The sequence below is a fragment of the Streptomyces sp. NPDC057287 genome, from assembly GCF_042667905.1.
Classification (GTDB): domain Bacteria; phylum Actinomycetota; class Actinomycetes; order Streptomycetales; family Streptomycetaceae; genus Streptomyces.
The window spans coordinates 164,355-187,924 of record NZ_JBHUYV010000007.1 but is presented as its reverse complement, the minus strand read 5'-3'; the positions used below and the strand labels follow the sequence as shown (position 1 = coordinate 187,924).

At 71.1% G+C, this 23,570-nt stretch carries 19 protein-coding genes and 2 pseudogenes; 11 read left to right on the top strand and 10 right to left on the bottom strand.

The window, feature by feature from the left end:
- Positions 1-146: 146 nt before the first annotated feature.
- The 3 genes from ACFUNE_RS16015 (at position 147) to ACFUNE_RS16005 (ending at position 2,851) form a co-directional block, all read left to right on the top strand.
- Positions 147-776, top strand: a complete 630-nt coding sequence (locus tag ACFUNE_RS16015) for a winged helix-turn-helix domain-containing protein (protein WP_383567262.1) — start codon at positions 147-149, stop codon at positions 774-776.
- 177 nt (positions 777-953) lie between these two features.
- Positions 954-2,219, top strand: coding sequence for a sensor histidine kinase (locus ACFUNE_RS16010; protein ID WP_383567260.1), 1,266 nt, complete (start codon positions 954-956; stop codon positions 2,217-2,219).
- On the top strand, positions 2,204-2,851 hold the full coding sequence (locus ACFUNE_RS16005) for a LuxR C-terminal-related transcriptional regulator (protein ID WP_383567257.1): 648 nt from the start codon (positions 2,204-2,206) through the stop codon (positions 2,849-2,851). Before ACFUNE_RS16010 ends, ACFUNE_RS16005 begins: the two co-directional genes overlap by 16 nt.
- Positions 2,852-2,929: 78 nt before the next feature.
- Here the strand turns inward: ACFUNE_RS16005 and ACFUNE_RS16000 are convergent, their stop codons facing one another.
- Positions 2,930-3,406 (bottom strand): MarR family winged helix-turn-helix transcriptional regulator, encoded by a 477-nt coding sequence (locus tag ACFUNE_RS16000; protein ID WP_383567254.1) that lies wholly within the window; start codon positions 3,404-3,406, stop codon positions 2,930-2,932.
- Between the two features lie 68 nt (positions 3,407-3,474).
- On the opposite strand from ACFUNE_RS16000, the gene ACFUNE_RS15995 reads away from it, so the two are divergent.
- On the top strand, positions 3,475-4,020 hold the full coding sequence (locus ACFUNE_RS15995) for a carboxymuconolactone decarboxylase family protein (RefSeq protein WP_383567251.1): 546 nt from the start codon (positions 3,475-3,477) through the stop codon (positions 4,018-4,020).
- A 112-nt stretch (positions 4,021-4,132) separates the two neighbouring features.
- Positions 4,133-5,668, top strand: a complete 1,536-nt coding sequence (locus ACFUNE_RS15990) for a DUF1996 domain-containing protein (protein WP_383567248.1) — start codon at positions 4,133-4,135, stop codon at positions 5,666-5,668.
- 44 nt (positions 5,669-5,712) lie between these two features.
- Here ACFUNE_RS15990 and ACFUNE_RS15985 read toward each other — a convergent pair whose 3' ends face one another.
- A complete protein-coding gene (locus tag ACFUNE_RS15985) occupies positions 5,713-6,189 on the bottom strand; it encodes a hypothetical protein (protein ID WP_383567245.1) in 477 nt (158 codons plus the stop codon).
- Between the two features lie 107 nt (positions 6,190-6,296).
- Between ACFUNE_RS15985 and ACFUNE_RS15980 the strand changes: the two genes are divergently transcribed.
- Entirely contained in the window at positions 6,297-8,222 is a 1,926-nt protein-coding gene (locus tag ACFUNE_RS15980; protein ID WP_383567242.1) for a hypothetical protein, read from the top strand.
- Positions 8,223-8,308: 86 nt separating this feature from the next.
- A complete protein-coding gene (locus ACFUNE_RS15975) occupies positions 8,309-9,043 on the top strand; it encodes a TetR/AcrR family transcriptional regulator (protein ID WP_383567239.1) in 735 nt (244 codons plus the stop codon).
- Here ACFUNE_RS15975 and ACFUNE_RS15970 read toward each other — a convergent pair.
- From ACFUNE_RS15970 to ACFUNE_RS15960, 3 genes are all read right to left on the bottom strand, one after another.
- On the bottom strand, positions 9,028-9,378 hold the full coding sequence (locus tag ACFUNE_RS15970) for a 5-carboxymethyl-2-hydroxymuconate Delta-isomerase (RefSeq protein ID WP_383567236.1): 351 nt from the start codon (positions 9,376-9,378) through the stop codon (positions 9,028-9,030). The genes ACFUNE_RS15975 and ACFUNE_RS15970 overlap by 16 nt on opposite strands.
- 188 nt (positions 9,379-9,566) lie before the next feature.
- Positions 9,567-14,873: a pullulanase-type alpha-1,6-glucosidase gene (gene pulA / locus ACFUNE_RS15965; RefSeq protein WP_383567233.1), complete on the bottom strand. Its 5,307-nt coding sequence runs from the start codon at positions 14,871-14,873 to the stop codon at positions 9,567-9,569.
- Positions 14,874-14,966: 93 nt separating this feature from the next.
- The gene (locus tag ACFUNE_RS15960) at positions 14,967-16,691 is read right to left on the bottom strand and encodes a carbohydrate-binding module family 20 domain-containing protein (protein ID WP_383567230.1); all 1,725 of its coding nucleotides are present in this window, start codon (positions 16,689-16,691) and stop codon (positions 14,967-14,969) included.
- An 884-nt stretch (positions 16,692-17,575) separates the two neighbouring features.
- Here ACFUNE_RS15960 and ACFUNE_RS15955 point away from each other — a divergent pair.
- From ACFUNE_RS15955 to ACFUNE_RS15945, 3 genes and pseudogenes are all read left to right on the top strand, one after another.
- Positions 17,576-17,785 (top strand): hypothetical protein, encoded by a 210-nt coding sequence (locus ACFUNE_RS15955; protein WP_383567227.1) that lies wholly within the window; start codon positions 17,576-17,578, stop codon positions 17,783-17,785.
- A 117-nt stretch (positions 17,786-17,902) separates the two neighbouring features.
- Positions 17,903-18,451 carry a hypothetical protein gene (locus ACFUNE_RS15950; protein ID WP_383567224.1) on the top strand — a complete coding sequence of 183 codons (549 nt, stop codon included), beginning with the start codon at positions 17,903-17,905 and terminating at the stop codon, positions 18,449-18,451.
- A 77-nt stretch (positions 18,452-18,528) separates the two neighbouring features.
- A pseudogene (locus tag ACFUNE_RS15945) lies at positions 18,529-18,888 on the top strand (helix-turn-helix domain-containing protein); the annotation flags it as partial.
- A 5-nt stretch (positions 18,889-18,893) separates the two neighbouring features.
- Here ACFUNE_RS15945 and ACFUNE_RS15940 read toward each other — a convergent pair.
- From ACFUNE_RS15940 to ACFUNE_RS15925, 4 genes and pseudogenes are all read right to left on the bottom strand, one after another.
- Positions 18,894-19,232, bottom strand: coding sequence for a hypothetical protein (locus ACFUNE_RS15940; protein WP_383567221.1), 339 nt, complete (start codon positions 19,230-19,232; stop codon positions 18,894-18,896).
- 104 nt (positions 19,233-19,336) lie between these two features.
- Positions 19,337-20,236, bottom strand: coding sequence for an RNA polymerase sigma-70 factor (locus tag ACFUNE_RS15935; protein ID WP_383567785.1), 900 nt, complete (start codon positions 20,234-20,236; stop codon positions 19,337-19,339).
- Between the two features lie 48 nt (positions 20,237-20,284).
- Positions 20,285-20,555: pseudogene (locus ACFUNE_RS15930) on the bottom strand (NAD(P)-binding protein); the annotation flags it as partial.
- A gap of 275 nt (positions 20,556-20,830) precedes the next feature.
- Positions 20,831-21,829, bottom strand: a complete 999-nt coding sequence (locus ACFUNE_RS15925) for a LysR family transcriptional regulator (protein ID WP_383567218.1) — start codon at positions 21,827-21,829, stop codon at positions 20,831-20,833.
- 70 nt (positions 21,830-21,899) lie between these two features.
- On the opposite strand from ACFUNE_RS15925, the gene ACFUNE_RS15920 reads away from it, so the two are divergent.
- Positions 21,900-22,829, top strand: a complete 930-nt coding sequence (locus ACFUNE_RS15920) for an NAD-dependent epimerase/dehydratase family protein (protein ID WP_383567215.1) — start codon at positions 21,900-21,902, stop codon at positions 22,827-22,829.
- Positions 22,830-22,946: 117 nt separating this feature from the next.
- Here the strand turns inward: ACFUNE_RS15920 and ACFUNE_RS15915 are convergent, their stop codons facing one another.
- Positions 22,947-23,399, bottom strand: a complete 453-nt coding sequence (locus ACFUNE_RS15915; RefSeq protein WP_383567213.1) for a GNAT family N-acetyltransferase — start codon at positions 23,397-23,399, stop codon at positions 22,947-22,949.
- Positions 23,400-23,570 lie beyond the last annotated feature (171 nt).

The window sequence follows — 23,570 nt, the reverse complement described above, 5'->3', positions numbered from 1 at the left end:
GGCCCTCCCGTCAGCACCATGACTTCGACCGGGTGTGTTGCCGCGCGTGGAACGCGCAGGCCCTCTAAAGCCGCCTCATACCGGCCTTCGGCCCGCGCGCACGACGTACGTCCTCGACGACTCCTCGCGCGAAAGAGCTGACCCTCATGGCGAACACCCGTACCTTCTCCACCGCGTCCGCCGCCACCGCGGCCACCGCGGTGTCCGCTGCGGCCACCACCACCGCCCGCAACACCCTGTCCCCCAACCGCCACCGGCTGCGCGCCGTCGACCGTGACGAGGTCGTCGAGCTCGCCGATGTGGCCGGCTTCCTCCCGCCGGGCGCCACATGGCTGCCCGCGCCCCAGCACACCCTGCCGGCCCTGCCGGGCCGGCCGCCGATGATCGGCTACCTGGTGCTCGTCCCGGCCGACCAGCAGCCGGCTCTGGCCGGGGCCGTGGCCTCCGCCCAGCACCGGGAGTCCGTGCCGGAGCCGGCGGCCGACGTCCCGGCGGGCGGTCCCGTGCAGATCGACTCCACGCGGCGCACCGCCGCGGTGGACGGCGCCACCCTCGATCTCACCTACCTCGAATTCGAGCTGCTGGCCCACCTGGTGGCGCATCCGCACCGGGTGCACACCCGGGACCAGCTGGTGACGACGGTCTGGGGTTACGGGCACGTGGGCGACGGCCGCACCGTCGACGTCCATGTCGCCCGGCTGCGCCGCAAGCTGGGCGCGGAGCACCGCCGGGCGATCCAGACCGTGCGGCGCGTCGGTTACAAGTACGCACCCTGATCCCGCTCCGCCGTACGGGAGGCCCCGGGACGCGTCCCGGGGCCTCCCGCCGTGCCGGGGGTGGTGCCAGGTACACCACCCGTCGGGTGGCGGAACGGCTGACGAAGGTCCCTCCGGCCGGGCGAGACTGGTCCCGGACGGGATCCGGCGGGGAGCCCGGCGAGGGGAGACAGCATCATGGGATCGGCAAAGAGCCGGGTACGGGCCGCGTATCTGGCCGGTGGACGGGCGTTCGTCCTCTCCTTCGCCAGCATCGCGGGGTCGGCGACCCTCTTCGTCCTGTCGCTCCTCTCCATCACCTTCATCCTGCTGGGCGTCGGGCTGTTCACCACGCCGGTGCTCATGGAGACGGTGCGCAAGCACGCCGACAAGCGCCGTCTCCTCGCGGCGGCCTGGTCGGACGTCCGTATCCCCGTGCCCTACCGGCCGTTCCCCAAGGACCTGCGCACGGGATTCACCGGGCAGGTCGAGCGCACCGTGCTGATGCTGAAGGATCCGGCGACCTGGCGTGACCTGCGATGGCTGCTGCTCGACATGACCGCGGGCTACGTGGTGCTGGTCTTCGCCTTCGCTCTGCTGGTGTATCCGGTGGAGGGGCTGGTCCTGGCCGCGGGACTGTGGCGGGTGTTCGAGGACAGCACGTACTGGTACGGCTTCGTGCCGGTGAACAGCCAGGCGACGGGGCTGGCCGCGGCGGCGCTCGGCGGTGCGGTCCTCCTCGCCGGTCTGTGGGCGAGCCGGCCGCTGCTGCGGCTGCACTTCGTGCTCGCCCGGTCGGCGCTGTCGCCCACCCCGGAGGAGCTCGCCCAGCGCATCGACCGGCTCACCGAGACGCGGCACGAGGCCGTGGACACGGCGGCGTCCGAGCTGCGGCGCATCGAGCGGGACCTGCACGACGGGGCACAGGCCCGGCTGGTCGCCATGGGGATGAACCTCGGCACGATCGAGGCGCTCGTCGAGAAGGACCCGGCGCAGGCGAAGAAGCTGCTGGCGATGGCCCGTGCGTCCTCCGCGGAGGCCCTCACCGAGCTCCGCGACCTCGTACGGGGCATCCACCCGCCGGTCCTCGCCGAGCGCGGCCTCGGTGACGCGGTGAAGGCGCTGGCCCTGCGGATGCCGCTCGCTTCCGAGGTCACGGTGGAGCTTCCCGGCCGCGCCGACGCCCCGGTCGAGTCGGCGGCGTACTTCGCCGTCAGCGAGACCCTGACGAACGCGGTGAAGCACGCGGGTGCCGACCGCATATGGGTGGACGTGCACCACGCCGGGGGAATGCTGCGGATCTCCGTCACCGACAACGGCGGGGGCGGTGCGGCCGTCGGAACCGGCTCCGGGCTGAGCGGAATCGAACGCCGGCTGGGTACATTCGACGGCGTACTGGCCGTCAGCAGTCCTGTGGGCGGTCCCACCATGGTGACCATGGAGATCCCTTGCGCGTTGTCCTAGCCGAAGATCTCTTCCTGCTCCGCGACGGCCTCGTGCGCATGCTCGAAGCCTACGATTTCGAGATCGCGGCGGCAGTCGAGACAGGGCCCGAACTGACGCGGGCCCTGGCTGAGTTGAAGCCGGACGTCGCCGTCGTCGACGTCCGGCTCCCGCCGTCCCACACGGACGAGGGCCTGCAGTGCGCCCTGGCCGCCCGCCGCCACAGACCGGGGCTGCCGGTGCTCGTCCTGTCGCAGCACGTGGAGCAGTTGTACGCGCGGGAACTGCTGGCCGACGGCAACGGCGGTATCGGCTACCTGCTGAAGGACCGGGTGTTCGACGCCGACCAGTTCATCGACGCGGTCCGCCGGGTCGCCGCCGGCGGTACGGCGATGGACCCCCAGGTCATCTCCCAGCTGCTGTCCCGGCGCTCGGTGGACGCGCCTATGGGCGGCCTGACACCACGGGAGCGCGAGGTCATGGAGCTGATGGCGCAGGGCCGTTCCAACGGGGCGATCGCCTCCCAGATGGTGGTCACCGAGCGGGCGGTGGCCAAGCACACCTCGAACATCTTCAGCAAGCTCGGCCTGCCGGTGTCGGACGACGACAACCGGCGCGTACTCGCTGTCCTCGCCTACCTCGACCGCGGCTGACCCCACGACCCCGTCGCCCGCCCGCGCGGCCGGTAGCGCTCGGCCGGTACCGCGCGGGTGGCCCCGCTCCCGCGGGGGTCAGCTCGCGAACCAGCCCTCCGCGTCCAGCCGGAACGCGCTCGCGGGCGCCATCCGGCGCAGGTCCGCCTCCAGGGCACGGACCCGCTCCGCGCCGAGCACCGCGACCCACTCCGCGCGGATCCGGTCGAAGCCCTGGGCGGATCTGTTCAGCACGCCGACGCCACGGGCGGTGAGCCTGACCAGCTTGCGCCGGCCGTCGCGGGGGTCGTCGGCCCGTTCCACGTAACCGAGGCCCTCCAGCTTGTCGACCGTCTTCCCGGCCGCCTGCTTGGACACTCCCAGCCGCCGGCCGATCTCGCTGGCGCTCGCGCCCTCCGGACCGACCGCCTGGAGGGCGAAGCCGTGAGCCGGACGCATCTCCTGGTCGCCCTGGGCCGCCAGGTCCCGGTGCAGGGCGTCGATGACCGACCGGAAACCCGCGAACAGCAGCAGCGGCAACTCGAAGCCCGCCTCTCCTCCGTGCTCCTCAGCCATTGCACACCTCGACAACCTGGTTTACCTTTTCGACAATCACGTTGTCGAGTTTACCCGAGGAGTCCGCCATGCCTGCTCCGCACTTCCCCGATCTCACCCTCGACTCCGCGCCGCCCGCAGCCCGCCGCACCATGGAAGGGATGGCCAGGAAGCAGGGCGGCCTGGTGCCGTCCGCCGTGGCACGGCTCGCCGCTTCGCCCGAGACCCTCGACGCCTTCCTCCGGGCGAGTGCCGCCTTCGAGTCGACCACCCTCGACCCGCTGTCCCGCGAGGTCGTCGTCATGACGATGGCCACGCGCAACGAGTGCCACGTGTGCGTGGAGAACCACACGGAGAGACTCACCTCGCTCGACGCGGCGCCCGAGCTCGTCGCCGCGCTGCGAGCCCCCGAGGACCGGCCTCTGCCGGACGAAAGGCTCGAAGGCGTACGCCTGTTCACGCTCGCGGCCCTGAAGACGTCGGGCGCCGTCGGGGACGACGACCTCCGGGCCTTCCTGTCTCTGGGTCACACCCCGCGCAACGCCCTGGAAGTGGTCCTCGGCATAGGCGCCTACACCATCTCCACCCTGGCCAACCGGATGACGGGAGCGCCGGTGGGCACCGTGCCGGCGTAGTCCGTCGCCGGCGAGTTCCACGGCGGTCTGAACGGGTGGGGCCTCCGGTCCGTATGGGACGTCACGCTTCCGACTCGAAGCACTCGAAGCGGACTCGAAGCGGAGGAGTTCCATGGGACGCACATCGCGCAAGAAACGTTCGACTCTGGCCAACCGGGCGATCGTCGCCTCGGCCGCACTGATTCTGGGGGGAGGTGGGCTGGTCGCCGTCAACGTCTACGCGAGTGCCGGGGAAGGCGGCTCCGGCGCACCTCCCGGGCAGTTCCGCGACGCGGCTCGCCAGATGTCCACCATCGACTGCCCCGACGCGGGGATCTCCCTCCCCGACGTGCCGGACCGGGCGCGGCCGGAGGTCGACCGTGAGCTCGCCGCCATGGATACGCAGATCACCGACGCGTACCGGCAGTTCGCGGACCGCAAGGAGCGGATCGCGCGGGACCCGGCACTCGCCGAGAACGCGGTGCTCGGCCCGCTGAGGAGCAAGCGTTCGGCCAGCCTCGACCGGATCGGCATCGCCGTCGAGCGGGCCGCCGGCGACCGGCCGCAGGGCCTGGACGGGCTCGCGGGGTGCAGTCTGCGCGCCGACGACGAGGGCGGGCAGTCCGGCGGATACGGCGGTGACGGAGGCCAGGACGACGGTCAGGATCCCGCCGAGAGCGCGGACCCCGGCCAGGACGACGGCCAGGAGGAGGGCAACGGTCAGGGAGACGGCCAGGGCCAGGGGGACGACCAGGGCCAGGGGGACGACCAGGGCGGGCAGGGCAACGGCCCCGAGGCTTCCGACTTCGTCGACATCCAGTCCGTCCAGCCGAACGCCGACCGGCCCCGCAACCGCCGGGGCGCCTCGCGGGGGACGTTCACCACCGACTGCGGCCGCAACGAGAACGGCAAGTTCAACCCGGACAACGTCATCGCCGCTCCCGGTGTGAGCAACGGTGCCCACCACATGCACGACTACGTCGGCAACCAGGCGACCGACGCCTTCTCCAGTGACGACGATCTGGCCGGCGGTGAGTCGACCTGCCGCAACCAGGGCGACAGGTCCACGTACTACTGGCCCGTGCTCCGCCTGCAGAACGGGGAGGACGAGAACGACGTGGACGCGGACGGCGGCGGCAAGGACCAGAACACCGGGGAGATCCAGACACCTTCCCAGGTGACGCTGAAGTTCGTCGGCTCCCCCGCCGGGAAGGTCACGGCGATGCCCCGCTTCCTGCGGATCATCACCGGGGACGCGAAGTCCTTCACCAACGGTGACGCCAATGCCAACGCGTCCTGGAGCTGCACCGGATTCGAGGACAGGCAGCTCGCGGACAAGTATCCGATCTGCCCGGAGGGCAGTCAGGTGGTGCGCTCCTTCGCCTTCCAGAGCTGCTGGGACGGGCAGAACACCGACAGCGCCAACCACCGCACCCATGTGGCCTTCGCCCAGGACGACGGGCGGTGCCCGGCCGGTTTCAGGGCCGTTCCGCAGCTCGTCCAGCGCATCGTCTACGACGTCCCGCCGGGGCCCGGCTTCGCCGTCGACTCCTTCCCGGAGCAGCTGCACAAGCCCGGCACCGACCACGGTGACTTCATCAACGTCTTCGACGACAAGCTGATGAAGAAGGTGGTGAGCTGCATCAACGGCGGGCGCAAGTGCCGCTGACGCGGCACCCCCCACAGTGACGCCCGCCCCCCTCACCTGCGCGGTCAGCTCCCGTGGTGACCGGAGTGCCCTGCCTCGTTCCCCCCACCACCACTGTTCCCCGAGTGGTGCGACGAGGCGGTCTCCACCGTCCCCCCGAGCCGGCCGCGCAGTGCCGCGACCACGTCCGCGTCGCCGACGGCCACCCACTTCCGGCCGACGAGGTACGAGCCGCCGTAGTCGTTGGCCTCGTTGATCCACTCCCGCTGACCTCGGTCGGTGGCGAAGGTCGCCAGCACGTAACGCCCGTCATCGGTTGTGCAGTTGGCCTGACGGAGCTCCTCGGCGTCGGTCTGCAGATTCGGGTCGCAGTGCGCCTTCGACGCGAGCTGCTCCAGCGTCCCGCTCGCGGTCGGCGGACCGGCCTGCCTGTCGTCGCCGTCCGCTCCCCCGCCGCACGCGGTGAGCAGGGCGAACCCCGCCAGCACGGCCGCGGATGCCCGGCGGGCCCGTCCTCGTCGCCACTCAAGCCGTTCCACCATGCGGCCATCGTGCCCGGTGCTCCCGGCTCGCGCGGGGAAACCGCACAACCCGCCCGGGAGCGCGTGCGCCGGAGTGACCATCGCACCATTCGCTCGTTCAGCTGAACATGCCCCCGCCGCGAGCAGTACCGCCGTCCCCCGGCCGCCCGTACGAGGAGCAGCCGGCCAGGGAGCGGGCCGAGGCCGCGCCCGCCGAGCACTACGCCCGGCTGGTGCGCATCGCGTACCTCGTGCTGGCGCCCTCGCTCGGCCGCAACCGCCGGGTGCTGTCGGCCCACTGGCTGGCCCAGCGGGCCCTGGCCGGCGGGCAGGGCGTGGACCCGGGACGCGCGTACGCGAACGTACGCCTGCGGGTGGTGCGCTCCGCGCTGGAGGCGGGGCTGCCGCTGCTGCGGTTCGCGCGGCCCCGGCGGGCGCAGTTCCCCCCGGTGGTGCCCCAGGTGTGGGGGCTGAGGCTGTTCCCGCACTCCTGCGGCGCGGACGAGCTGGCCCTGGAGCAGGCCCTGGCCGCGGTGTCGGGGCCCTGCCGGGCCGCCCACGTGCTGCGGGGGCTCGAAGCGCTCGACGACGCCGACGTCTGCCGGGTCCTCGAGGCGGCGGGCGTCGCCGACCCGAGGGCGGCGCTGCTGGAGGCCGATTCCCTCACGACGCCCTACACCCTGCTGGCCTCACCGGAGTTCGATCCGTGTTCCCTGCAGGTCAGGCAGACCGACCCGGCCCGTCGCAGGCGGTGCGGGCGCACCCTCCTGGCCGGCGCCGGCGCGCTGCTGGTCTGCGGGACGCTGCTGCTGATGCCGGGGGACGGCCTGGGCGGCCCGCGTGCGGCCTCCGCGCCGCTCCAGGCACGCCACCGGAGCGCGCAACAGGCCCTGGACCCGGCCGCGTTGCGTCGCGTGCCCGACGGGCTCTGGCGGGGCTCCACGCGGAGGGACTTCACGGTCTGGCCCACGCGCGGCGACCGGACCGGGGACCCCCGGCTGCTGGGCCGCGCTCTCGCCGCCTGGGCACGGCCCGGCCCCGCGGTGGTCTCCTCGGTGACCCCCGGCACGCCCGACGGCCCGCCGATGGGGCCGCCGCAACTGCTGTACGCGGGCGAGGTCGGTACCGCCGCTGTGGTCCTGTTCCACGACGGCCTGCGCGTCGTGCGCTACGCCGAGCCGCGCGGTGCCGATCCCTCCGGGGGCGCCGCGCTGGACTTCGCCCGGGTCGACGGCGCGGACGCGGTGGCGGCGAGCGCGCTGGTGGTACAGCGGCGCGCCGGACTGATCCGCTATCTCACCGCGCCCTGGGTGCGGGAGGCCGGCGTACGGGACCTGCTCGCACCGCACGCGGCGGCCCGGCCGCTGCCCCGCGACCGTCACGGGGTGACGGGCCCGCTGACGGGACCGGGGACGACCGCGGGGGCGCGGGCCGACTGCCGTTCCTGGCAGGCCCTGGAGGTGCGGGACGGCACCGCGGCCCGGCTGATGACGGATCTCGGCGAGCTCACCCCCGTGCGCCTCACGTCGGGGCCGCCGTCCGCTCCCCACGACGTGGCCGGCCGGGCGGAGCGGGAGAGCTGGGCGCGCACCGCCTGTCTCCTGCCGGCGGTGCGGTCCAACGGCGTCCGCTCAGTGAACTCGTGGCCGTACGCGAGGCAGCGGCTGCCGGAGGGTGCGGGCGACGCACTGTGGCTCTGCACCAGGGCCGACACCTGGCGGGGTGCGGGCAGCAGGGTCCTGGCGCAGTTCCAGGCGCCGCCCGAGCTGTCGGGGGGTGCCGGCGCGCCGGGCGCGGTCGCGGCACGCGCGGAGGACTCGCCGGACTGCGGGATACGCCGGCCCCGGGTGCTGGCAGGAGTGCTGTGGAAGTCGGAGGGCGGGCGGTGGTACGTACTGGCCGCGGGCTCACGGCAGTTCACGTCACTGACCGCGACGGGCGGCGCGAAGGGCCGGGCGGACGGGCGGCTCCTGGCCCTGCCGACCAGGGAGGGGGACCGGCCCCGGCTCGACGGGCTGCTGACGGACGGCAGCCTGGTGGGATCCCTGCGCTGAGCCCGGGACCCTGCGGCGTCTCGGGGTGACTGCCCGCCGGGAGTGCGGCGGAAGGCCGCGTTCCCCCTCCCGTTAGGCTGTCCGGCATGACGACCGGGGTACGGCGCAGGATGGGCGTCGACGAGCGCAGGGCCCAGTTGATCGGCGTCGCCCTGGAGTTGTTCAGCCACCGCTCGCCCGACGACGTGTCGATCGACGAGATCGCGGCGGCGGCCGGCATCTCGCGTCCCCTCGTCTACCACTACTTCCCGGGAAAGCGGAGCCTCTACGAGGCGGCGCTGAAGCGGGCCGCCGACGAGCTGGCCGCCCGCTTCATGGAAGCGCACGAAGGTCCCCTGGGAGCCCGTCTCATCCGGGTGATGCACCGCTTCTTCGACTTCGTCGAGGAGCACGGTCCGGGCTTCGCCGCACTGATCCGGGGCGGTCCGGCGGGCGGTTCGTCGACGGCCAACGCACTGGTCGACGGGGTGCGGCAGGCCGCGTACGAGCAGATCGTCGCGCATCTCGGCGTCCCGTCACCGCCCGACCGGCTGGAGCTCGTCGTGCGGTCCTGGGTGTCGCTGGCGGAGTCGACGGCGCTGCTCTGGCTGGACGGGAGACGCATTCCGCGCGCCGAGCTGGAGTTGCAGCTGGTGCACGACTTCGCAGCGCTCGCGTCGGTGAGCGCCGCGTACGACCAGGAGATGGCCGGCATCATGCTGCGGGTCTTCGCGCAGGAGCCGGCGGACGGCCCGTTCGGCGACCTGCTCGCCAGACTCGCCGTCCTGGCACCCGCCGCACCGGCCGTTCCGCCGCAGCGTCTGCCTCAGTTCTTGCGGTAGGACGGGTCGAGGTCCCGGACCTCGGCCGAGGCGTGGACGGTGAGACCGTCGACGGGCTTCAGGTGCCCGGCCAGCAGGGCCAGCACGGCTTCCGTGAGTTGCGCCTTGATCTCGGGGGTGCGGCCGGGCAGCATCGCGATCGAGACGTTCACGACGGAGTCGCCCGTCGCGGCGTCACCGACGACGGAGTCCTCGGCCCGGCGGAACCGGGTCTTGCAGGCGGGGATCTTCGTGGACACGGTCTCGGCGACGAGCGGGTGCAGGGCCAGCGCGAAGCCGCGGCGGTCGAAGCTGTCGTCGAGCTCTGCGGAGTAGTCGACGGTGATCTGCGGCATCAAGCGCTCCTGTGTGCGGGTCGGTCGGGTGCGTATACGTGGACGGCGTGCACGCACATGTACGGCCTCAGCTTCGCGTGATCGCGCCGCCCGCACAAGGGAGTCCCCCACGACACGGACCGGCCGGCCCCCCGCTCCGGGCCCTGGCGGGGCGCGGAGCCGGAGACCGGCCGGCGGGGACGGGGAGGTCAGCGCGCGGAGAACACGGCGACCGTGCGCCCCGGCACGGTGAAGCTGCCCGACTTCCCCTCGTACGAGGACTTCTTGACCGCGGGGTCCGCGCCCGCCGCCTGGACGGGATGCAGGGCGTACGCCTTTCCGGCCAGGCCCGGGACGACCTGGCTCTGCGTGCCCGGGGTGGCGTTCATGACCACGACCAGACCGCCCAGGCGCATCGTGATCACCCCGGGGGTCTCGTCCTTGCCGGAGAGCGGGAAGGACAGGGCGTCCTGGACCTGCCCCGCGGTGGCCAGGCCGAAGTCCTTCTCCGTGGTCCGGATGGTCAGCAGGTCCTGGTACGCCGCGGACGCGCCCGTGATCTCGGCGCACCCGGGGGTGAGGGCTGCGGAGGTCAGCAGCGGCTTCCCGTAGGACCACTTGGCCTTGTTGTCGGCGGTGGGCGGCAGACCGCGGCCGAAGCCGTTGCCCTTGCGGCAGTCCCAGTGCAGGGCGTTGAACCAGTCGCCGCTGTCGTAGGAGTTGCGGTCCAGGGACTTGGAGCGGAGCAGGTCGGTGCCGGCCTGGGAGAGCGCCGGGCCCTGCGAGAGCGCGGCCGTCGCCATGGCCACGACCTGCATCCTGGCCCGTTCGGCGGCCGTGGTGTCCGCCGGGAGCTTGAAGGCGAGGGCGTCGTAGAGGGTCTCGTTGTCGTGGGCGTCGGCGTAGGCGAGCGCGTCACCCGGCGCCGCCGCGTAGCCGGCGGGGGCCCCGTTGTAGTCGACGGCCGATCCCTTGACCGTGCGGCCCTGGGTGTCGGTGAAGGTGTAGTCGGCGAGGTTGCCGGTGAGGCCGACCTTGATCAGGTCCTGGTAGTGGAGCAGCCGGGCCTTCTGTTCGGCCTCGGTGCCGTTGGCTGCCGACGTGTTGGGATCGGTGTAGAGACCGGAGGCGAAGCCCTGGACGCCGGGGTCCTCGTCGAAGGGGCCGCCGCCGCGCACCGCGTCGCGGGCCCGGTCGGAGAACGTGGCGATGCCGGTGCCGGCCATGTTCTTCTGCGTGGCCTGGACGAAGCGGGCGTCATCGGCGACCTCACCGAAGTTCCAGCCCTCGCCGTACAGGATGATCTTCTTCCCGTCGACGCCGTCCCTCGCGACGGTCAGCTTGTCCAGCGCCTCGCGGACGGCGAGGATGTTCGCCTTGGGGTGGTGTCCCATGAGGTCGAAGCGGAAGCCGTCGACCTTGTACTCCTTGGCCCAGGTGACGATCGAGTCCACGACGAGCTTGCCCATCATGGTGTTCTCGGTCGCGGTGTTGGCACAGCAGGTCGAGGTGGCGACGGTGCCGTCCTCCAGGAGCCGCTGGTAGTAGCCGGGCACGATCCTGTCGAGCACGGACTTGTCGTCCTGCCCGGAGGCGACGGTGTGGTTGTAGACGACGTCCATGACGGTCCGCAGCCCGGCGCCGTTGAGCCCCTGGACCATCTTCCGGAACTCGACGGTGCGCTTCGTGCCGTCGGGGTCGGAGGCGTACGAGCCCTCGGGAACCGTGTAGTGCAGCGGGTCGTAGCCCCAGTTGAAGGCGTCCTTCGCGGCGGCCTCGGTGACGCAGGCCTGCTGCTCCTCGGAGTCGGGGGCGTAGACGGACAGGTCGCAGGCGGGCTTCTGCTGGTCCTTCTTCTTCTCGGGGATCGTCCCGATGTCGAAGACGGGCAACAGGTGCACGTAGCTGGTGCCGGAGTCCGCGAGCTGCTTGAGGTGCTTCATCCCGTCGGAGCGGGTGTCGGTGAAGGCGAGGTACTCACCGGGGTGCTTCGAGGTCGGGTCCGTGACCGAGAAGTCGCGGACGTGCAGCTCCTGGATCTGCGCGTCCCGCAGGGGGACGGCGGCGGGCTTCTTCAGGCCGGACCAGCCGCTCGGTGCGAGCTCGGGGTCGTCCAGGTCGACGACGAGGCTGCGGGCGGAGTCGGCGGTCAGAGCGGTGGAGTAGGGGTCGGTGACCTTGTTGGTGACCGTCTTCTGGACAGTGGGCGCCCAGACGTCCACGGCGTAGCGGTAGGGCTTGCCGGTCCAGCTCCTGTTCCCGGTGACGGACCAGACGCCGGTGCGGTCGTCCCGGCGCATCGGGACGGTCCTCCCGTCGAGTTCGAGTGCGACGGTCCGGGCGGTGGGCGCCCATACGGAGAGTGTGGGGCTGCCCTTGCGGAAGACCGGGCCGAGGCCGGCGCCGCTCGCGGCCTTGCCGTACAGCTCGTCCAGTACGCCCGCCGTCTGTACGCCGGTGGCGGCGAGCAGGGCTCCGTTGGCGGCGCGCTGGGTGGCGATCAGCTGACCGCGCAGGGACTCACGGACCCTGTCCCGGTCACGGGCGTCGACGGTGAACGCCGGATAGGCGGCGAGGTGCGGGTACTTCGCCTTCTGGGCGGCGGTGAGCTCCGTCGCGCCGAGGCGGAGCCACTGCCCCTCGTCGGACAGGGCACCGTCGACGACGGAGATGCCGCCGTCCTTCGCGTACACGAGCTGCTGGCTGGTGGCGTCGGTGGCCTTCACCTTCCAGACGACGGTGTCCGCGTCGATCCACTGGGCCTCGGCCTTGGTGAGGTCGGGCGTCGGCACCCCGCCGGCCTGCGGCAGCAGGTAGCCGGACTTCCCGCCGAGCATCCAGACCTCGTGCCCGTACGAGGCGATGTCGAGGGACTGGTCGCTGGGCAGGTCCTTCTCGTCGCCCCGGTGGAGGATGTAGCTGAGCGAGGTGGCGCCGTCGGCCAGCGGCACTTCGAAGGTGACACCGTAGGCATCGGTCTTCACGGGCTCCAGGGGCTTGGCCCAGTCCGTGGGCGAGGCGGCCCCGGTCCAGGTGTGCAGGCCCCAGCCGGCGTAGTCGCCGTCGGGGCGGTGGTAGTGCAGGACGGCCTTGGTGGTGTCCTGGGGCGGGGCTTCGGGAGCCTCGGTGGACTGCTCGTCCTTGCCCTGCTCGATCCAGACCTGACCGGTCCTGGCGAGGTCGACGGTGCGCTCGGGCCCGTCGGCCGTGCCGTTCTTCTCCACCGTGTACGGCACGGAGGAGGCGCCCTCGTCGAGGTCGATCCAGGCGAAGGCGCCGTAGGCGTCGCGGCCGGTGAAGTCGGCAGCCGTCCCGCCGGACTTCAGCTGCCAGCCCTCGTAGTCGCCGTCCGCGCGCTTGTAGTGGACGACGGCCTGGTCGCGGTCGACGGCGACGGGCTTCTGCGCGGGCGGGGCCTGGCCGGCGGTGGTGGAGGCGAGGGCGCTCACGGTGCGTCCGGCGCGGTCGACGACGACGGCCTTGTAGCGGAGCGGGGTGCCGGCCTTCACCGAGCCGTCCAGGTGCTGGGTGACCTTGTACGGGGCGTGGTCGGCGGAGCCGAGGGTGGTCCACTTCCCGTTGCCGGTCTGCGCGGCGAAAACGACGCGGTTCAGGTCGCCGCCGTCCACGTCGGCACTGATCTCGACGGTGCCGGTGGCTCCGGCGGCCGGGGCCTTCAGGGTGAGCGAGGGCTTGGCGGCGGGGCTGCCGAGCGGCTTGTCGGCGCGCAGCACGATGCTGGAGAGCGCGGGCACGGTCACCTCGACGGCCTTGTCCGCACCGCTGCGGACGGTGCCGGAACCTCCGTACAACGTACGGAAGTTCATGCCGGCCGACTCGGTGGGCAGCTCGACGGTCTTCGCCCCGGTGGAGTTGTTCGAGGCGACGACGTACTCGTACGGGCGCTTCGCGTCCGTCCGCGAGAAGGCGTGGACGGAGTCCTCGGCGTAGCGCTCGGTCTGCGTGCCGTCACGCAGAGCCGGGTGCTCCCGGGTGAGCTTCGAGAGAGCCGCTATGGACCGGTAGAGCGGGTGGGCCGTGTCGTACGCGTCGGAGGCGTGCGTGCGGTCGGTGCCGATCTGGTCGTCGTCGAGGTAGTCGGCGGTCTTCGAGGCGAACAGCGTCTGGCGGGCGTCCTTGTCGCCGCCCGCTCCGGTGTAACCCTGCTCGTCGCCGTAGTAGATCACCGGATTGCCGCGGCCGAGGAACATCAGCTCGTTGGCGAGGCGGGCCCGGTCCAGGAGCTCGGCGTCGCCGGCCTTCGGGTTGTCCTGCTTCAGGAAGGTGCCGATCCGGCCCATGTCGTGGTTGCCGAGGAAGGTCACCTGCTCGTAGGCGTTGGCCTTGTCGGTGGTGTAGCGGTAGTCGTCACCGAAGACCGCGGCGAGCTTCGAGGCCGGGGCGCCCTGGGAGGCGTACTGCCGGGCGGCTTCCTGGAAGGGGAAGTCGAGCGTGGCGTCGAGACGGCCCCGGGTGACGTAGGGCGAGGTGATCGCCGTGTCGGCGGAGTAGACCTCGCCGAACATGAAGAAGTCGTCCCGGCCGTGCTTCGCCGCGTAGCCGTCGAGCGCGGTCGCCCACTGGGTCCAGAAGTCCAGGTCGACGTGTTTGACGGTGTCGATGCGGAAGCCGTCGATGTCGAAGTCGCGGACCCACTTCTCGTAGATCTTCTCCATGCCGGTGACGACCTCGGGACGCTCGGTCCACAGGTCGTCGAGGCCGGAGAAGTCGCCGTACTCGGTGGACTCGCCGGCGTAGGTCGAGTCGCCCCGGTTGTGGTACATCGTGGTGTCGTTGAGCCAGGCCGGCACCTTCTTACCGGTGTTGGCCGGGGTGTAGGGGAAGGAGCCGGCGTCCACCTCCTCCACGCCCTGGGTGTCGTCGAAGGGGCGACCGTCCTCGTCGAGGTACGGGAAGGCGCCCTTGGGCTTGTAGCCGTACTTCTTCTCGGCGTAGTCGACGGTGTCGGCGGTGTGGTTGGTGATGACGTCGAAGAAGACCTTCATGCCCTTGCCGTGGGCCTTGTCGATCAGCTTCGTGAGGTCGGCGTTGGTCCCGAAGTGGGGGTCGACCTGGGTGAAGTCGGTGATCCAGTAGCCGTGGTAACCGGCCGAGGCGTTGTCACCGGTGCCCTGCACGGGGCGGTTCTTGAAGATGGGGGCGAGCCAGATCGCCGTGGTGCCGAGGCCCTTGATGTAGTCGAGCCGCTGGGTGAGGCCCTTGAGGTCGCCGCCCTGGTAGAACCCCTTGTCCGTGGGGTCGTAGCCGGTCTCCAGCCGCGAGCCGGTCAGTCCGCCCCGGTCGTTGGAGGTGTCGCCGTTCGCGAACCGGTCGGGCAGCACGAAGTAGAACTGCTCACGGGTCAGGTCGTGCCTGGCCGGCTCCTTGGCCAGTTTCGCGTCCGAGGGCGGCGCGGGGGGTCTGGGCGCGGCGGACGCGGTGGCCGCCGGTACGACGGGCAGCAGCGCCGCGCACAGTGCGGCGACAGCCCCCCGCCGGAGGGTGGTTCGGGACACGGGAGGGTACTCCTCGGCTTTCGGGGATCGGGCAGGTGGAGCAGTGCGGGCCGGGGACGCTCACCCTCGCGTCCCCGGCCCGCCGATGAGGGGTCAGCCGCGCCAGACGTCGGCGGTCAGCGTGACCTTTCCGGAGGACGGCACGGTGGCGGTGCGGTTCGCGCCGCTCTCCCAGGTGACATTGCCGCTCGCGTCCTTGCGGAGGTACTTGTACTCGAACGAGGTGCCGGCGGGCAGGGCGACATCGAGCTTCCACACGGGGTACGTCGCCGGGTCGAGCTTCAGCGCGCTCCCGGGGGTCCAGCTGCCGAGCGCGGCCTGGTTGCCGGTGACGTAGATGTTCTGGCCGAGCTGCGTGGTGGCGTTGACGCCGAAGGAGGCGCCCGACTGGCCGGTGCCGGGGTCCGGGGTCGTGCCGCCGCCGGTGCAGGTGCGGGCGCCGACGTGCAGGGCGAGGGCCGTGTTGGCGGCGAGGGTCGCGGTGAACTGTCCGGAGCTGCTGACCGTGACGCCCTTGCCCGTCTGGACGTCGCAGTAGTCACCCGCGGGCAGCGACGTCTGGAAGGTGCGGCTCAGCGCGGAGCCCTCGTGGTTGATGGCGACGTAGGCCTTGGAGCCCCGGCCGAAGGCGATCTGGTCGCCGCCGTTGTCCCACCAGTTCGCCACGGCCTGTCCGCGGGCGGCGTTGCGGAAGCCGACCATGGAGGAGATCTCGCGCCAGGCGTGCTGGCACTTCCAGCCGTCGCTGTAGCAGGCGTTCACCTGGCCGCCGTTGGGCGGCCCGGCGTCCTTGTCGGACCACTCGTAGCCGGAGTGGACGTCCGGGGAGCCGTACGGGTAGGCCAGCATGAAGACGCTCGCGAGAGTGTAGTTCGCGCCGTCCTTGTAGTTCAGGGTGTCGCCGCCGCGCTCGGTGTCGTGGTTGTCGACGAAGACCGCGGACTTGCCGGACTCCATGAAGCCCCAGCCCTCGCCGAAGTTCTTGAGGTTGGCGAGGTTCTCGTTGTTGAAGACCTGCTTGAGGCTGCGGCCGTAGCGGAACTCCTGGACGTCGCCGCTGCCGAGGTACTCGGACGGCGAGACGGCCTCGCCGCCCCCGTAGATCGCCTCGTGCTTCCAGTACACACCGGTGTTGCTGAGCCGGGACTTGATGTTGGCGAGGTCGGCGGCCGGCATGTGCTTGGCGGCGTCGATCCGGAAGCCGTCGACGCCGAGGGAGAGCAGGTCGTTGAGATAGCCGGCGATCTTGCCGCGCACGTACTCCTCACCGGTGTCCAGGTCCGCGAGGCCCACCAGTTCGCAGTTCTGGACGTTGGCGCGGTCGCCGTAGTTGCTGATCTGCGACTGGCAGTCGTTCATGTCGCTGACCGAATAGAGGCCCGGGTAGTCGTACTTGCTGTACGACGAGCCGCCCGTGCCGGTGCCGGACCCGGCCGACATGTGGTTGATGACGGAGTCGGCGATGACCTTCACACCGGCGGTGTGGCAGGTGCTGACCATGTTCGCGAAGGCCGCACGGTCACCGAGGCGCCCGGCAATCCTGTAGCTGACGGGCTGGTAAGAGGTCCACCACTGGCCGCCCTGGATGTGCTCCTGGGGCGGCGAGACCTGGACGTAGCCGTAACCGGCGGGTCCGAGGCTGTCCGTGCACGCCTTGGCCACGGAGGCGAACTTCCACTCGAACATCACCGCGGTGACGTCCTTCTCGCCGGGAGGTGCGGCCTGGGCGGACCCGGCGGCGCCGAGTCCGGCCGGGACGGCGAGGACAGCGGCGCCCAAGGTGAGGGCGAGCGCGCCGGACAACGGTCTGCGTGCCATGACGTTCCTCCTGCGGTGGGGGAAGTGCGGGGATGGCGGAGCAGCCTCACCGGGCAACGCGCCGTGCCGTCAAGGCTCCTGAAGGTTCTTGCAGCAAGAATGCAAAACCTGGGGTGCAGCAGACCGTACGAGCCTGACCTGCCCCGGTCAACCCCCTGGACACGATGCGATTACACCCCGCTCACATCGACGAAATCTCGGAGATTTCTTCCTGCAAGGACTTACGCAAGATATTGCGGGACTGTTAAGTTCATCCCGACTCCGGCCCGGCCGGCCGGGGGTCCGGTACGCCGGACCCCACGCGCCCGGCCGGCCGGGCCGGTCACGCCAAGGAGAGGCCGCGACGTCGCTTCCCCGCCGGCCCAATCCTGGGCCGACGTCCGGACCTCTCCTGAGCGTGGCGGACCCGCACGCCCGCAGCGCCGCGCGCGGCGCGGATACCCCCGCGAATCCCCCGACTCGCCGCTCCCGTACGACATTCCCCCGGTGTCGCCAGCCTTCAGGGTGATGTCGAGCTCACGGGAACGGGATGCGGGGATGCAGGGAAACGGGGATACCCACCGTCGGCGGGGGCCCGACCGGGCAGCACTGGACTCACCGGCCATGTGGCCAGGACAGCAGTCGCCCCTCGGACAGCCGAACCCGCGGGACGGAAACCCACATCCGGTTCCCACGCAGTCCGGTCTCCCGCAGCCCGGCCCCGTCCGGCCTCGCTCGCCTCGACGGGCACCACCGGGGAAAAGGGTTCGAAGAGCACCGCCGAGGCCGCCGAGGACACGCCGAGGACGTGGGTCTACGGCGCGTACACCCAGCCCGACAGAACCCGTCTCGAGATCGGTGGGACCGAGGCTTACCGGACGAAGTCGGGTGTCGAGGGCAGCCCGGTGACCGTCACGTCCTCCGGGACGCCGGCCAAGGGCAGGTGCGACACCGACGGCAAGGCGGTGACGTTCGCCTTCAAGAACGCGCAGGGTGACTTCGTGTCCTGGACCTACCTCGGTGTGCACGGGGTGTCCGACGAGGTGCCCGACGCCACGATTCGCGAAATCCTCAGCACGGTACGGCTCTTCGAGGAGGGCGACGGGCAGGACTGAGGGGGAGCCGCCCTGCGGCGAAGCAGCGCAGACACCTCAGGCAGTCAACGTGTCGAGCTGCGGCCCCCAGCCCACTGTGTAGCCTGTCGATCTGTTCGAACGGGATGAGAGTGGGACGTGGAGACGCTGGTGGAGGGGGCCGTCGAGGAGGCGCTTCGCGACGGGCGGGGCGAGGCGGTCCGCCTGTATGTCGCCGCTTGTACGGAACGCATGGCGCCGCTGTTCGTCGGTCTGCGGGCGGGCGCACCGGGGCGAGAAGCCGACCTGGACCTCTATGTGGAGTCCGTGAGCGGTCTTTGGCTTGCGGACAGGCCACTCGCCGACGCCGCCGAGCGAGTGTGCCGGCTGGAGCGGTTTCCGGAGCTCCAGCCGAATGAGGAGGGGATCACCGGTGTCGCCGACACCTATGCGTTCTTCGCCGCCCTCTGCCTGCGCTATGCCCTGCTGGCCCACAACTCGGGCAACGCTGACGACGCGGTGTCCTGCGGGCATGGGGCACTCACCGCGATGGGGATGCTGGACCAGAATGTGGTGGGCGCCAGCCTTCTGGCCGACGAACAACGGCTCCAGTCCCTCTCGCTGAGCGGTGACGCAGCAGGCCTGTGGGACGCGAGCGTCACGGCAGGGCGGGAGAGGCTCCGTGTCGTGGTGGGGCACCTGCCCTGACAGACGCCCTCCTGATCGCTGATTGTGCGATGTGGCCTCTCGTTACGGGGCCGCTGTGACCCCTTCGTCGGGCGGGGGGTGCGGACGAGCCCGGCCGGGAGGTCGATCCGGACGACGAGTCGGGCGTCGCCATGGCCGCCACGGTAGGGCGGCAGATCAAGGCCTGGCGGGAGGCGGCAGGCATGCGGGCCGGTGAGTTCGGAGCCGCGATCGGGTACGGGGAGGACCTGGTCTGCAAAGTGGAAGGCGGTCGTCGCATCCCCCGGCCGGAGTTCCTGGACAGAGCGGACGAAGTCCTCGGGGCGGGCGGCAAGATCGCGATGCTGAAACGGGAGTTGGCGGAGGCCCGGTATCCGAAGAAGGTGCGGGAGCCGGCGAAGCTGGAGGCTCAGGCTGTCGAACTCCTGGCGTACGGAGACCACAACTTGCACGGACTGCGGGGCTACTTCCAGACGACGGCCACGACTGCCGCGGCTGCTGTGAACGACCCCACGGCGTAGAAGGCCCACGGCCGCTTGTTGCGCATGCCGATCAGCGCGACCACCGCCACGAGGGCGTCCAGGGCCAGCTTCACCCCCATCTTCAGGCCGTCCACCGGCAGGTCCAGGGCTGTTCGGGTCCATATGAGACCCGCACCGGTGACCAGCTGGACGACCGCGCTGCTCAGCATGTAGCTGCCTGCCACCGGGTCCTTCCCTCTCAGCTGGTAGAAGAGGCCGCCCATGAGCGCGGCGAACCCGAAGAGGTGGAAGACGAGGAACACATACCGAAGGATTTCCATGCCAAGGCTCTCTCTGGAGTCGGACGAGTGGCTGATTCTTCGTGCGGAGCGAGGTCTGCTGCTGCCGCGCCCGATTCTCGGGTCGCCCATGTTCTACGGGCGATTCATCGCAAGGTGAGCGGCGTCTCGGACGCGATGCGCGACAGCTTCTCAGGGTTGCGGACGACGTAGAGACCGGTGATGCGGCCGGCCTCCACGTGGGCCGCGACGATGCTGTCCAGCTCGCCGTCCAGGTGGAGCGCCAGCGCCGGGCTGCCGTTGACCATGGTGGGGCCGAAGGTGAGCGGGACCGTGTTCCTGCCGAAGCCGCCGGCCAGGAGGCGGGCCACCTTGTCGGCGCCGACGATCGGCCGCAGAGCGGAGTGCTTCACGCCGCCGCCGTCGCCCATGTAGACGACGTCAGGCGCGAGCAGGTCGAGCAGTTCCTGAAGGTCCCCGCTCTCCAGTGCCCGCACGAACGACTCCACGGCCGCCCGCGTCTGGCGCTGGGACACCACTGTGCGTGGGCGCCGGGCGTCCACGTGCCGACGGGCGCGGTGTGCGATCTGGCGTACTGCTGCCGGGGTCTTGTCGACCGCCGCCGCGATCTCGTCGTAGCCGACGTCGAAGACCTCGCGCAGCACGAAGACGGCCCGCTCGGTCGGTGACAGCGTCTCCAGGACCAGCATCACCGCCATCGACACGCTCTCGGCGAGTTCGACGTCCTGGGCCACGTCAGGCGTGGTCAGCAGTGGCTCCGGCAGCCATGGGCCCACGTACGACTCCTTGCGCCGGGACATCGTGCGCAGCCGGTTGAGCGCCTGCCGGGTCGTGATCCGGACCAGGTACGCGCGCTGGTCGCGCACCTGGTCGAGATCGACCTCGACCCACCGCAGCCAGGTCTCCTGAAGGACGTCCTCGGCGTCGACCGCCGAGCCGAGCATCTCGTACGCGACGGTGAAGAGCAGATTGCGCTGGGCGACGAAGGCCTCGGTCGCCCGGTCAACGACATGATCATCACTCATGTTTCGATCATCTCCCCCTCGGCCGGCCCGGACCTGGGAAATCCGTTCGCTCGCCGGCTCCACATCGCGCCCGGCCGTGTCGATCCGCCTCACACTGTCGACCACCAGCCGCACACCCCGCGCCGGCACATCCTGGTAGTCGACGACAGCGGCGTCGGTCCCGCCCACCATCCGGTGCAGGCGGACCCGGTGGAAGAAGGGTGGGGCGCGGGTTGACCAGCGTCACGGTCACGCCGTCGCGCCGCGTCAGTCGATCGGCCGCCGTGACGCCGGCGTATCCGCCGCCCACCACGGCCACGTCGGTGTTCTCCACCTTGATGATGTCTCCCTCGTCTCGAGCGGTTCGAGCTCAAGACACCACCTGCACGGCCCCTGTGACAGCGTGTGAGCCAGATCACTTCACACGCGCGGACATCCCGACGGGCTCCGGCCCGCGCCCCCTTCGGCGGCGAACCGGCCTCGGACGCACGGAGCAGCAGCCGTCCGGTCCTTGTGGGGCAGGTGGCCGGGCGACGGGTCCGAGTCCGGTCCTGGCAGGGGCACCTGTCGCACACGTGTGAGCACGGCTGACCGACCGGTGCACGAGGTGGTGGCTCAGCAGGTGTGACCGCCGGTGCCGGTCCTCCCGGCGGGGAGAAGCGCACGTGCACGGCGCCCGGCGCGGTCGCCCGCCCCGATCACGTCGTTCTGCCGGTGATGCTTCGCCTGCTCACGGAGGGCATCGATGAACGTCGTGACGTACGGGTGGTCACGACGGCGGCCGAGCGCGGCAACGCCGATGTGCCGGGCCGGAGTCGGCGGCTCGATCGGGACCGAGCGCAGGCCTGGCACCGTCGGGACGAGGGCGATGGAAGGGATCAGGGAGATCCCGATCCCCGCGGCGACGAGCGAGCGGGCGAAGAAGTAGTCGGTGGTGGTACCGCGCACGTCCGGTTCAAAGCCTGCCCGCTCGGCGTAACGGCGCAGGTACGCCTCCGTCTTGAGGCAGCCGAGCACCCAGGGTTCGGCTGCCAGCTCGGCGATGTCGAGCGACCGGTGTTCGGCGAGTCGATGTCCCTCAGGCATGACGACGTGCAGGGGATCCTCCAGGATCGGGGTCCACTGCAAGCTGGAGCTCGGTCCGGGCCCGACGGGCAGCGGCCCGTCGAAGTGGTAGGCGAGTGCGATGTCCACGGAGCCTTGGCGCACAAGGGGCAGGGTGTTCTCGGGCTCGCCCTCCCTGACATGGAGCACTGCGCCCGGATGGGTGGCCGTGAGCTGGGACAGGGCGCCGGGCAGCAGGTGCCTGCCGCCGCTGGTGAAGGTGGCGACCGTGAGCTGTACGCGCCCCGTGCTGAGCCGCTCGACCTCTCGCCTTGCCTGTGCGAGCTCGGCTGCGACGGACTCGGCGGCCCCGACCATGATCCGGCCGGCCTGAGTGAGGGTGACCCCGCGCGTGCTGCGCGTCACGACCTGGGCACCGAGGCTGCGCTCCATCGCCGCCATGTGCTGGGAGACGGCGGAAGGGGTGAGGCGGAGAGCCGCTGCTGCCCCACTGAAACTGCCGTGCTCCGCCACCGCCCGCAGAACGCGGAGCCGCTGCACATCGATCAACAGTTTTCCTTAAGACGCTTCCAGCAAGCCGACACTTCTGCTGATGACGATAGGTCTCCAGGATGGGCGCATGCAAAGAATCTGCGTCATCGGCGGAAGCCGGTACTTCGGAAGGCTCCTGGTCGAGCGCCTGCACGCGGCGGGCCATCAGGTCACGGTGATCAATCGGGGTTCCACCCGCCCGCCGGCCGGTGTCGAGCACCTCGTCGTCGACCGGGGCGACGAGCCCGCCCTCGTCGCCGCGCTCGGCTCGCGCACCTTCGACGTGACCGTCGACCAGGTCTGCTACACACCGGTACAGGCCGCGATCGCCGTCCGCGCCTTCGCCGGCCGCACCCGGCGCTACGTCATGACGTCCACGATCGAGGTCTACGACCCGGCGGCCACCGGACCGACAGCCCTGCCGGCGCACACCCCGGTGCCGGAGGAGCACGTGGATCCGCGAGCCTGGCCGGTGGCCCCGGACCTGCCATGGGACGACGAGGCATACCTGGAGGCTCACTACGCCGAGGGCAAGCGCCAGGCGGAGGCGGTCTTCACCCGGGACGGCGGCTTCGCGTTCGCCTCTGTGCGCAGCGCTCATGTGCTGGGCGGCGGCGCGCAGGAGTTCACCGGCCGGCTGGCGTACTACTCCGAACGCATCGGCAAGGGTGAAGAGATCGCGGTCCACGCGGAGGCGCTGCCGACTGTGTTCATCCACTACGAGGAGCTGGCGGACCTGCTGCTGTGGGCGGCCACCGCCTCCGACTTCACGGGTCCTGTCAACGCCTGCTCCGACGGCCGGCTCGACGTGCGTGAACTGGCTGCGGTCGTCGCCGCGCAGTCCGGCGGCACGCCCGTCCACCGGACCGTCGCGGCGGGCGGAACGGCTTCGCCGTTCTCCTTCGACCGCCACTACGCCATGAGCAACACCCGGGCCAAGGAGCTGGGCTTCGCCTTCTCCCACGTCGACGACTGGCTGCCCGGCGCCGTCGGCGAGACCGCAGCGGTCACGGCATGAGGAGCCCCACCGCCATGGAGTACCGCGGCACCGCCGGCACCCCCGCCAGCGCCATCGGCCCGGGCGCCGGCCCACGCTCTTCGACACCGCCGACAGCACCACTGCCACGCCACACGCCTAGGGCGTGTCCGCGGGCTCTCCGGCGAGGTCGATGACGAACGCCACGCGGTCGAGTCCGGGTCCGTCGTAGTCCCGCCTCCTGGCCGAGGCCGTGAAGCCGAGCCGGGTGTGGAACGCCCGCGACGCGGTGTTCTCCGGGCTGGTGATGCAGTGCACGTATCGGCGGCCGTGGGACCGGGCGAGTGCGCAGAAGGACCGGTAGAGGGTTCGCCCTATGCCCTGCCCGTGCAGCGCCGGGTCGACGCCGACGAAGTGCACGTAGGCGGTGTCTGGCTCCGTCTGCGACAGGAAGCCGACCAGGAAGGCGGCGATCTCGCCGTCGCCGCGTTCGACGAGGAAGCTGGTGGTGGTGAAGTGCTGGAAGTACAGCCGGGGCAGGAGCAACGCCCGTTCCGCCGCTCCCGCTTCCCCCTTCAGACCGCCCCACCACGTGTCCAGTACGGCGAGCACGCGGGAATGGTCTTCTTCTGCCGGGCGACGAGCCCTCAGGCCGTCGGGGAGGTCATCGATCATCCGCGCATACTGCCAACCCGGGGAGCATCGTTCACGCGGCGACCGGCCGGTGGACAGCGAACGGGGCCGGGTCCCCCCTCCGGACCCGGCCCCGCCGACTGCGCGCCC

Bases quoted from the DNA above. Each gene is read 5' to 3' on its own strand.
- ACFUNE_RS16000 (WP_383567254.1), bottom strand. From the start codon at position 3,406: ATGGCTGAGGAGCACGGAGGAGAGGCGGGCTTCGAGTTGCCGCTGCTG.
- ACFUNE_RS15995 (WP_383567251.1), top strand. From the start codon at position 3,475: ATGCCTGCTCCGCACTTCCCCGATCTCACCCTCGACTCCGCGCCGCCC.
- ACFUNE_RS15980 (WP_383567242.1), top strand. From the start codon at position 6,297: ATGCCCCCGCCGCGAGCAGTACCGCCGTCCCCCGGCCGCCCGTACGAG.
- ACFUNE_RS16010 (WP_383567260.1), top strand. From the start codon at position 954: ATGGGATCGGCAAAGAGCCGGGTACGGGCCGCGTATCTGGCCGGTGGA.
- ACFUNE_RS15985 (WP_383567245.1), bottom strand. From the start codon at position 6,189: ATGGTGGAACGGCTTGAGTGGCGACGAGGACGGGCCCGCCGGGCATCC.
- ACFUNE_RS15920 (WP_383567215.1), top strand. From the start codon at position 21,900: ATGCAAAGAATCTGCGTCATCGGCGGAAGCCGGTACTTCGGAAGGCTC.
- ACFUNE_RS15970 (WP_383567236.1), bottom strand. From the start codon at position 9,378: ATGCCGCAGATCACCGTCGACTACTCCGCAGAGCTCGACGACAGCTTC.
- ACFUNE_RS15935 (WP_383567785.1), bottom strand. From the start codon at position 20,236: ATGAGTGATGATCATGTCGTTGACCGGGCGACCGAGGCCTTCGTCGCC.
- ACFUNE_RS15960 (WP_383567230.1), bottom strand. From the start codon at position 16,691: ATGGCACGCAGACCGTTGTCCGGCGCGCTCGCCCTCACCTTGGGCGCC.
- ACFUNE_RS16015 (WP_383567262.1), top strand. From the start codon at position 147: ATGGCGAACACCCGTACCTTCTCCACCGCGTCCGCCGCCACCGCGGCC.
- ACFUNE_RS15990 (WP_383567248.1), top strand. From the start codon at position 4,133: ATGGGACGCACATCGCGCAAGAAACGTTCGACTCTGGCCAACCGGGCG.
- ACFUNE_RS15975 (WP_383567239.1), top strand. From the start codon at position 8,309: ATGACGACCGGGGTACGGCGCAGGATGGGCGTCGACGAGCGCAGGGCC.
- ACFUNE_RS15940 (WP_383567221.1), bottom strand. From the start codon at position 19,232: ATGGAAATCCTTCGGTATGTGTTCCTCGTCTTCCACCTCTTCGGGTTC.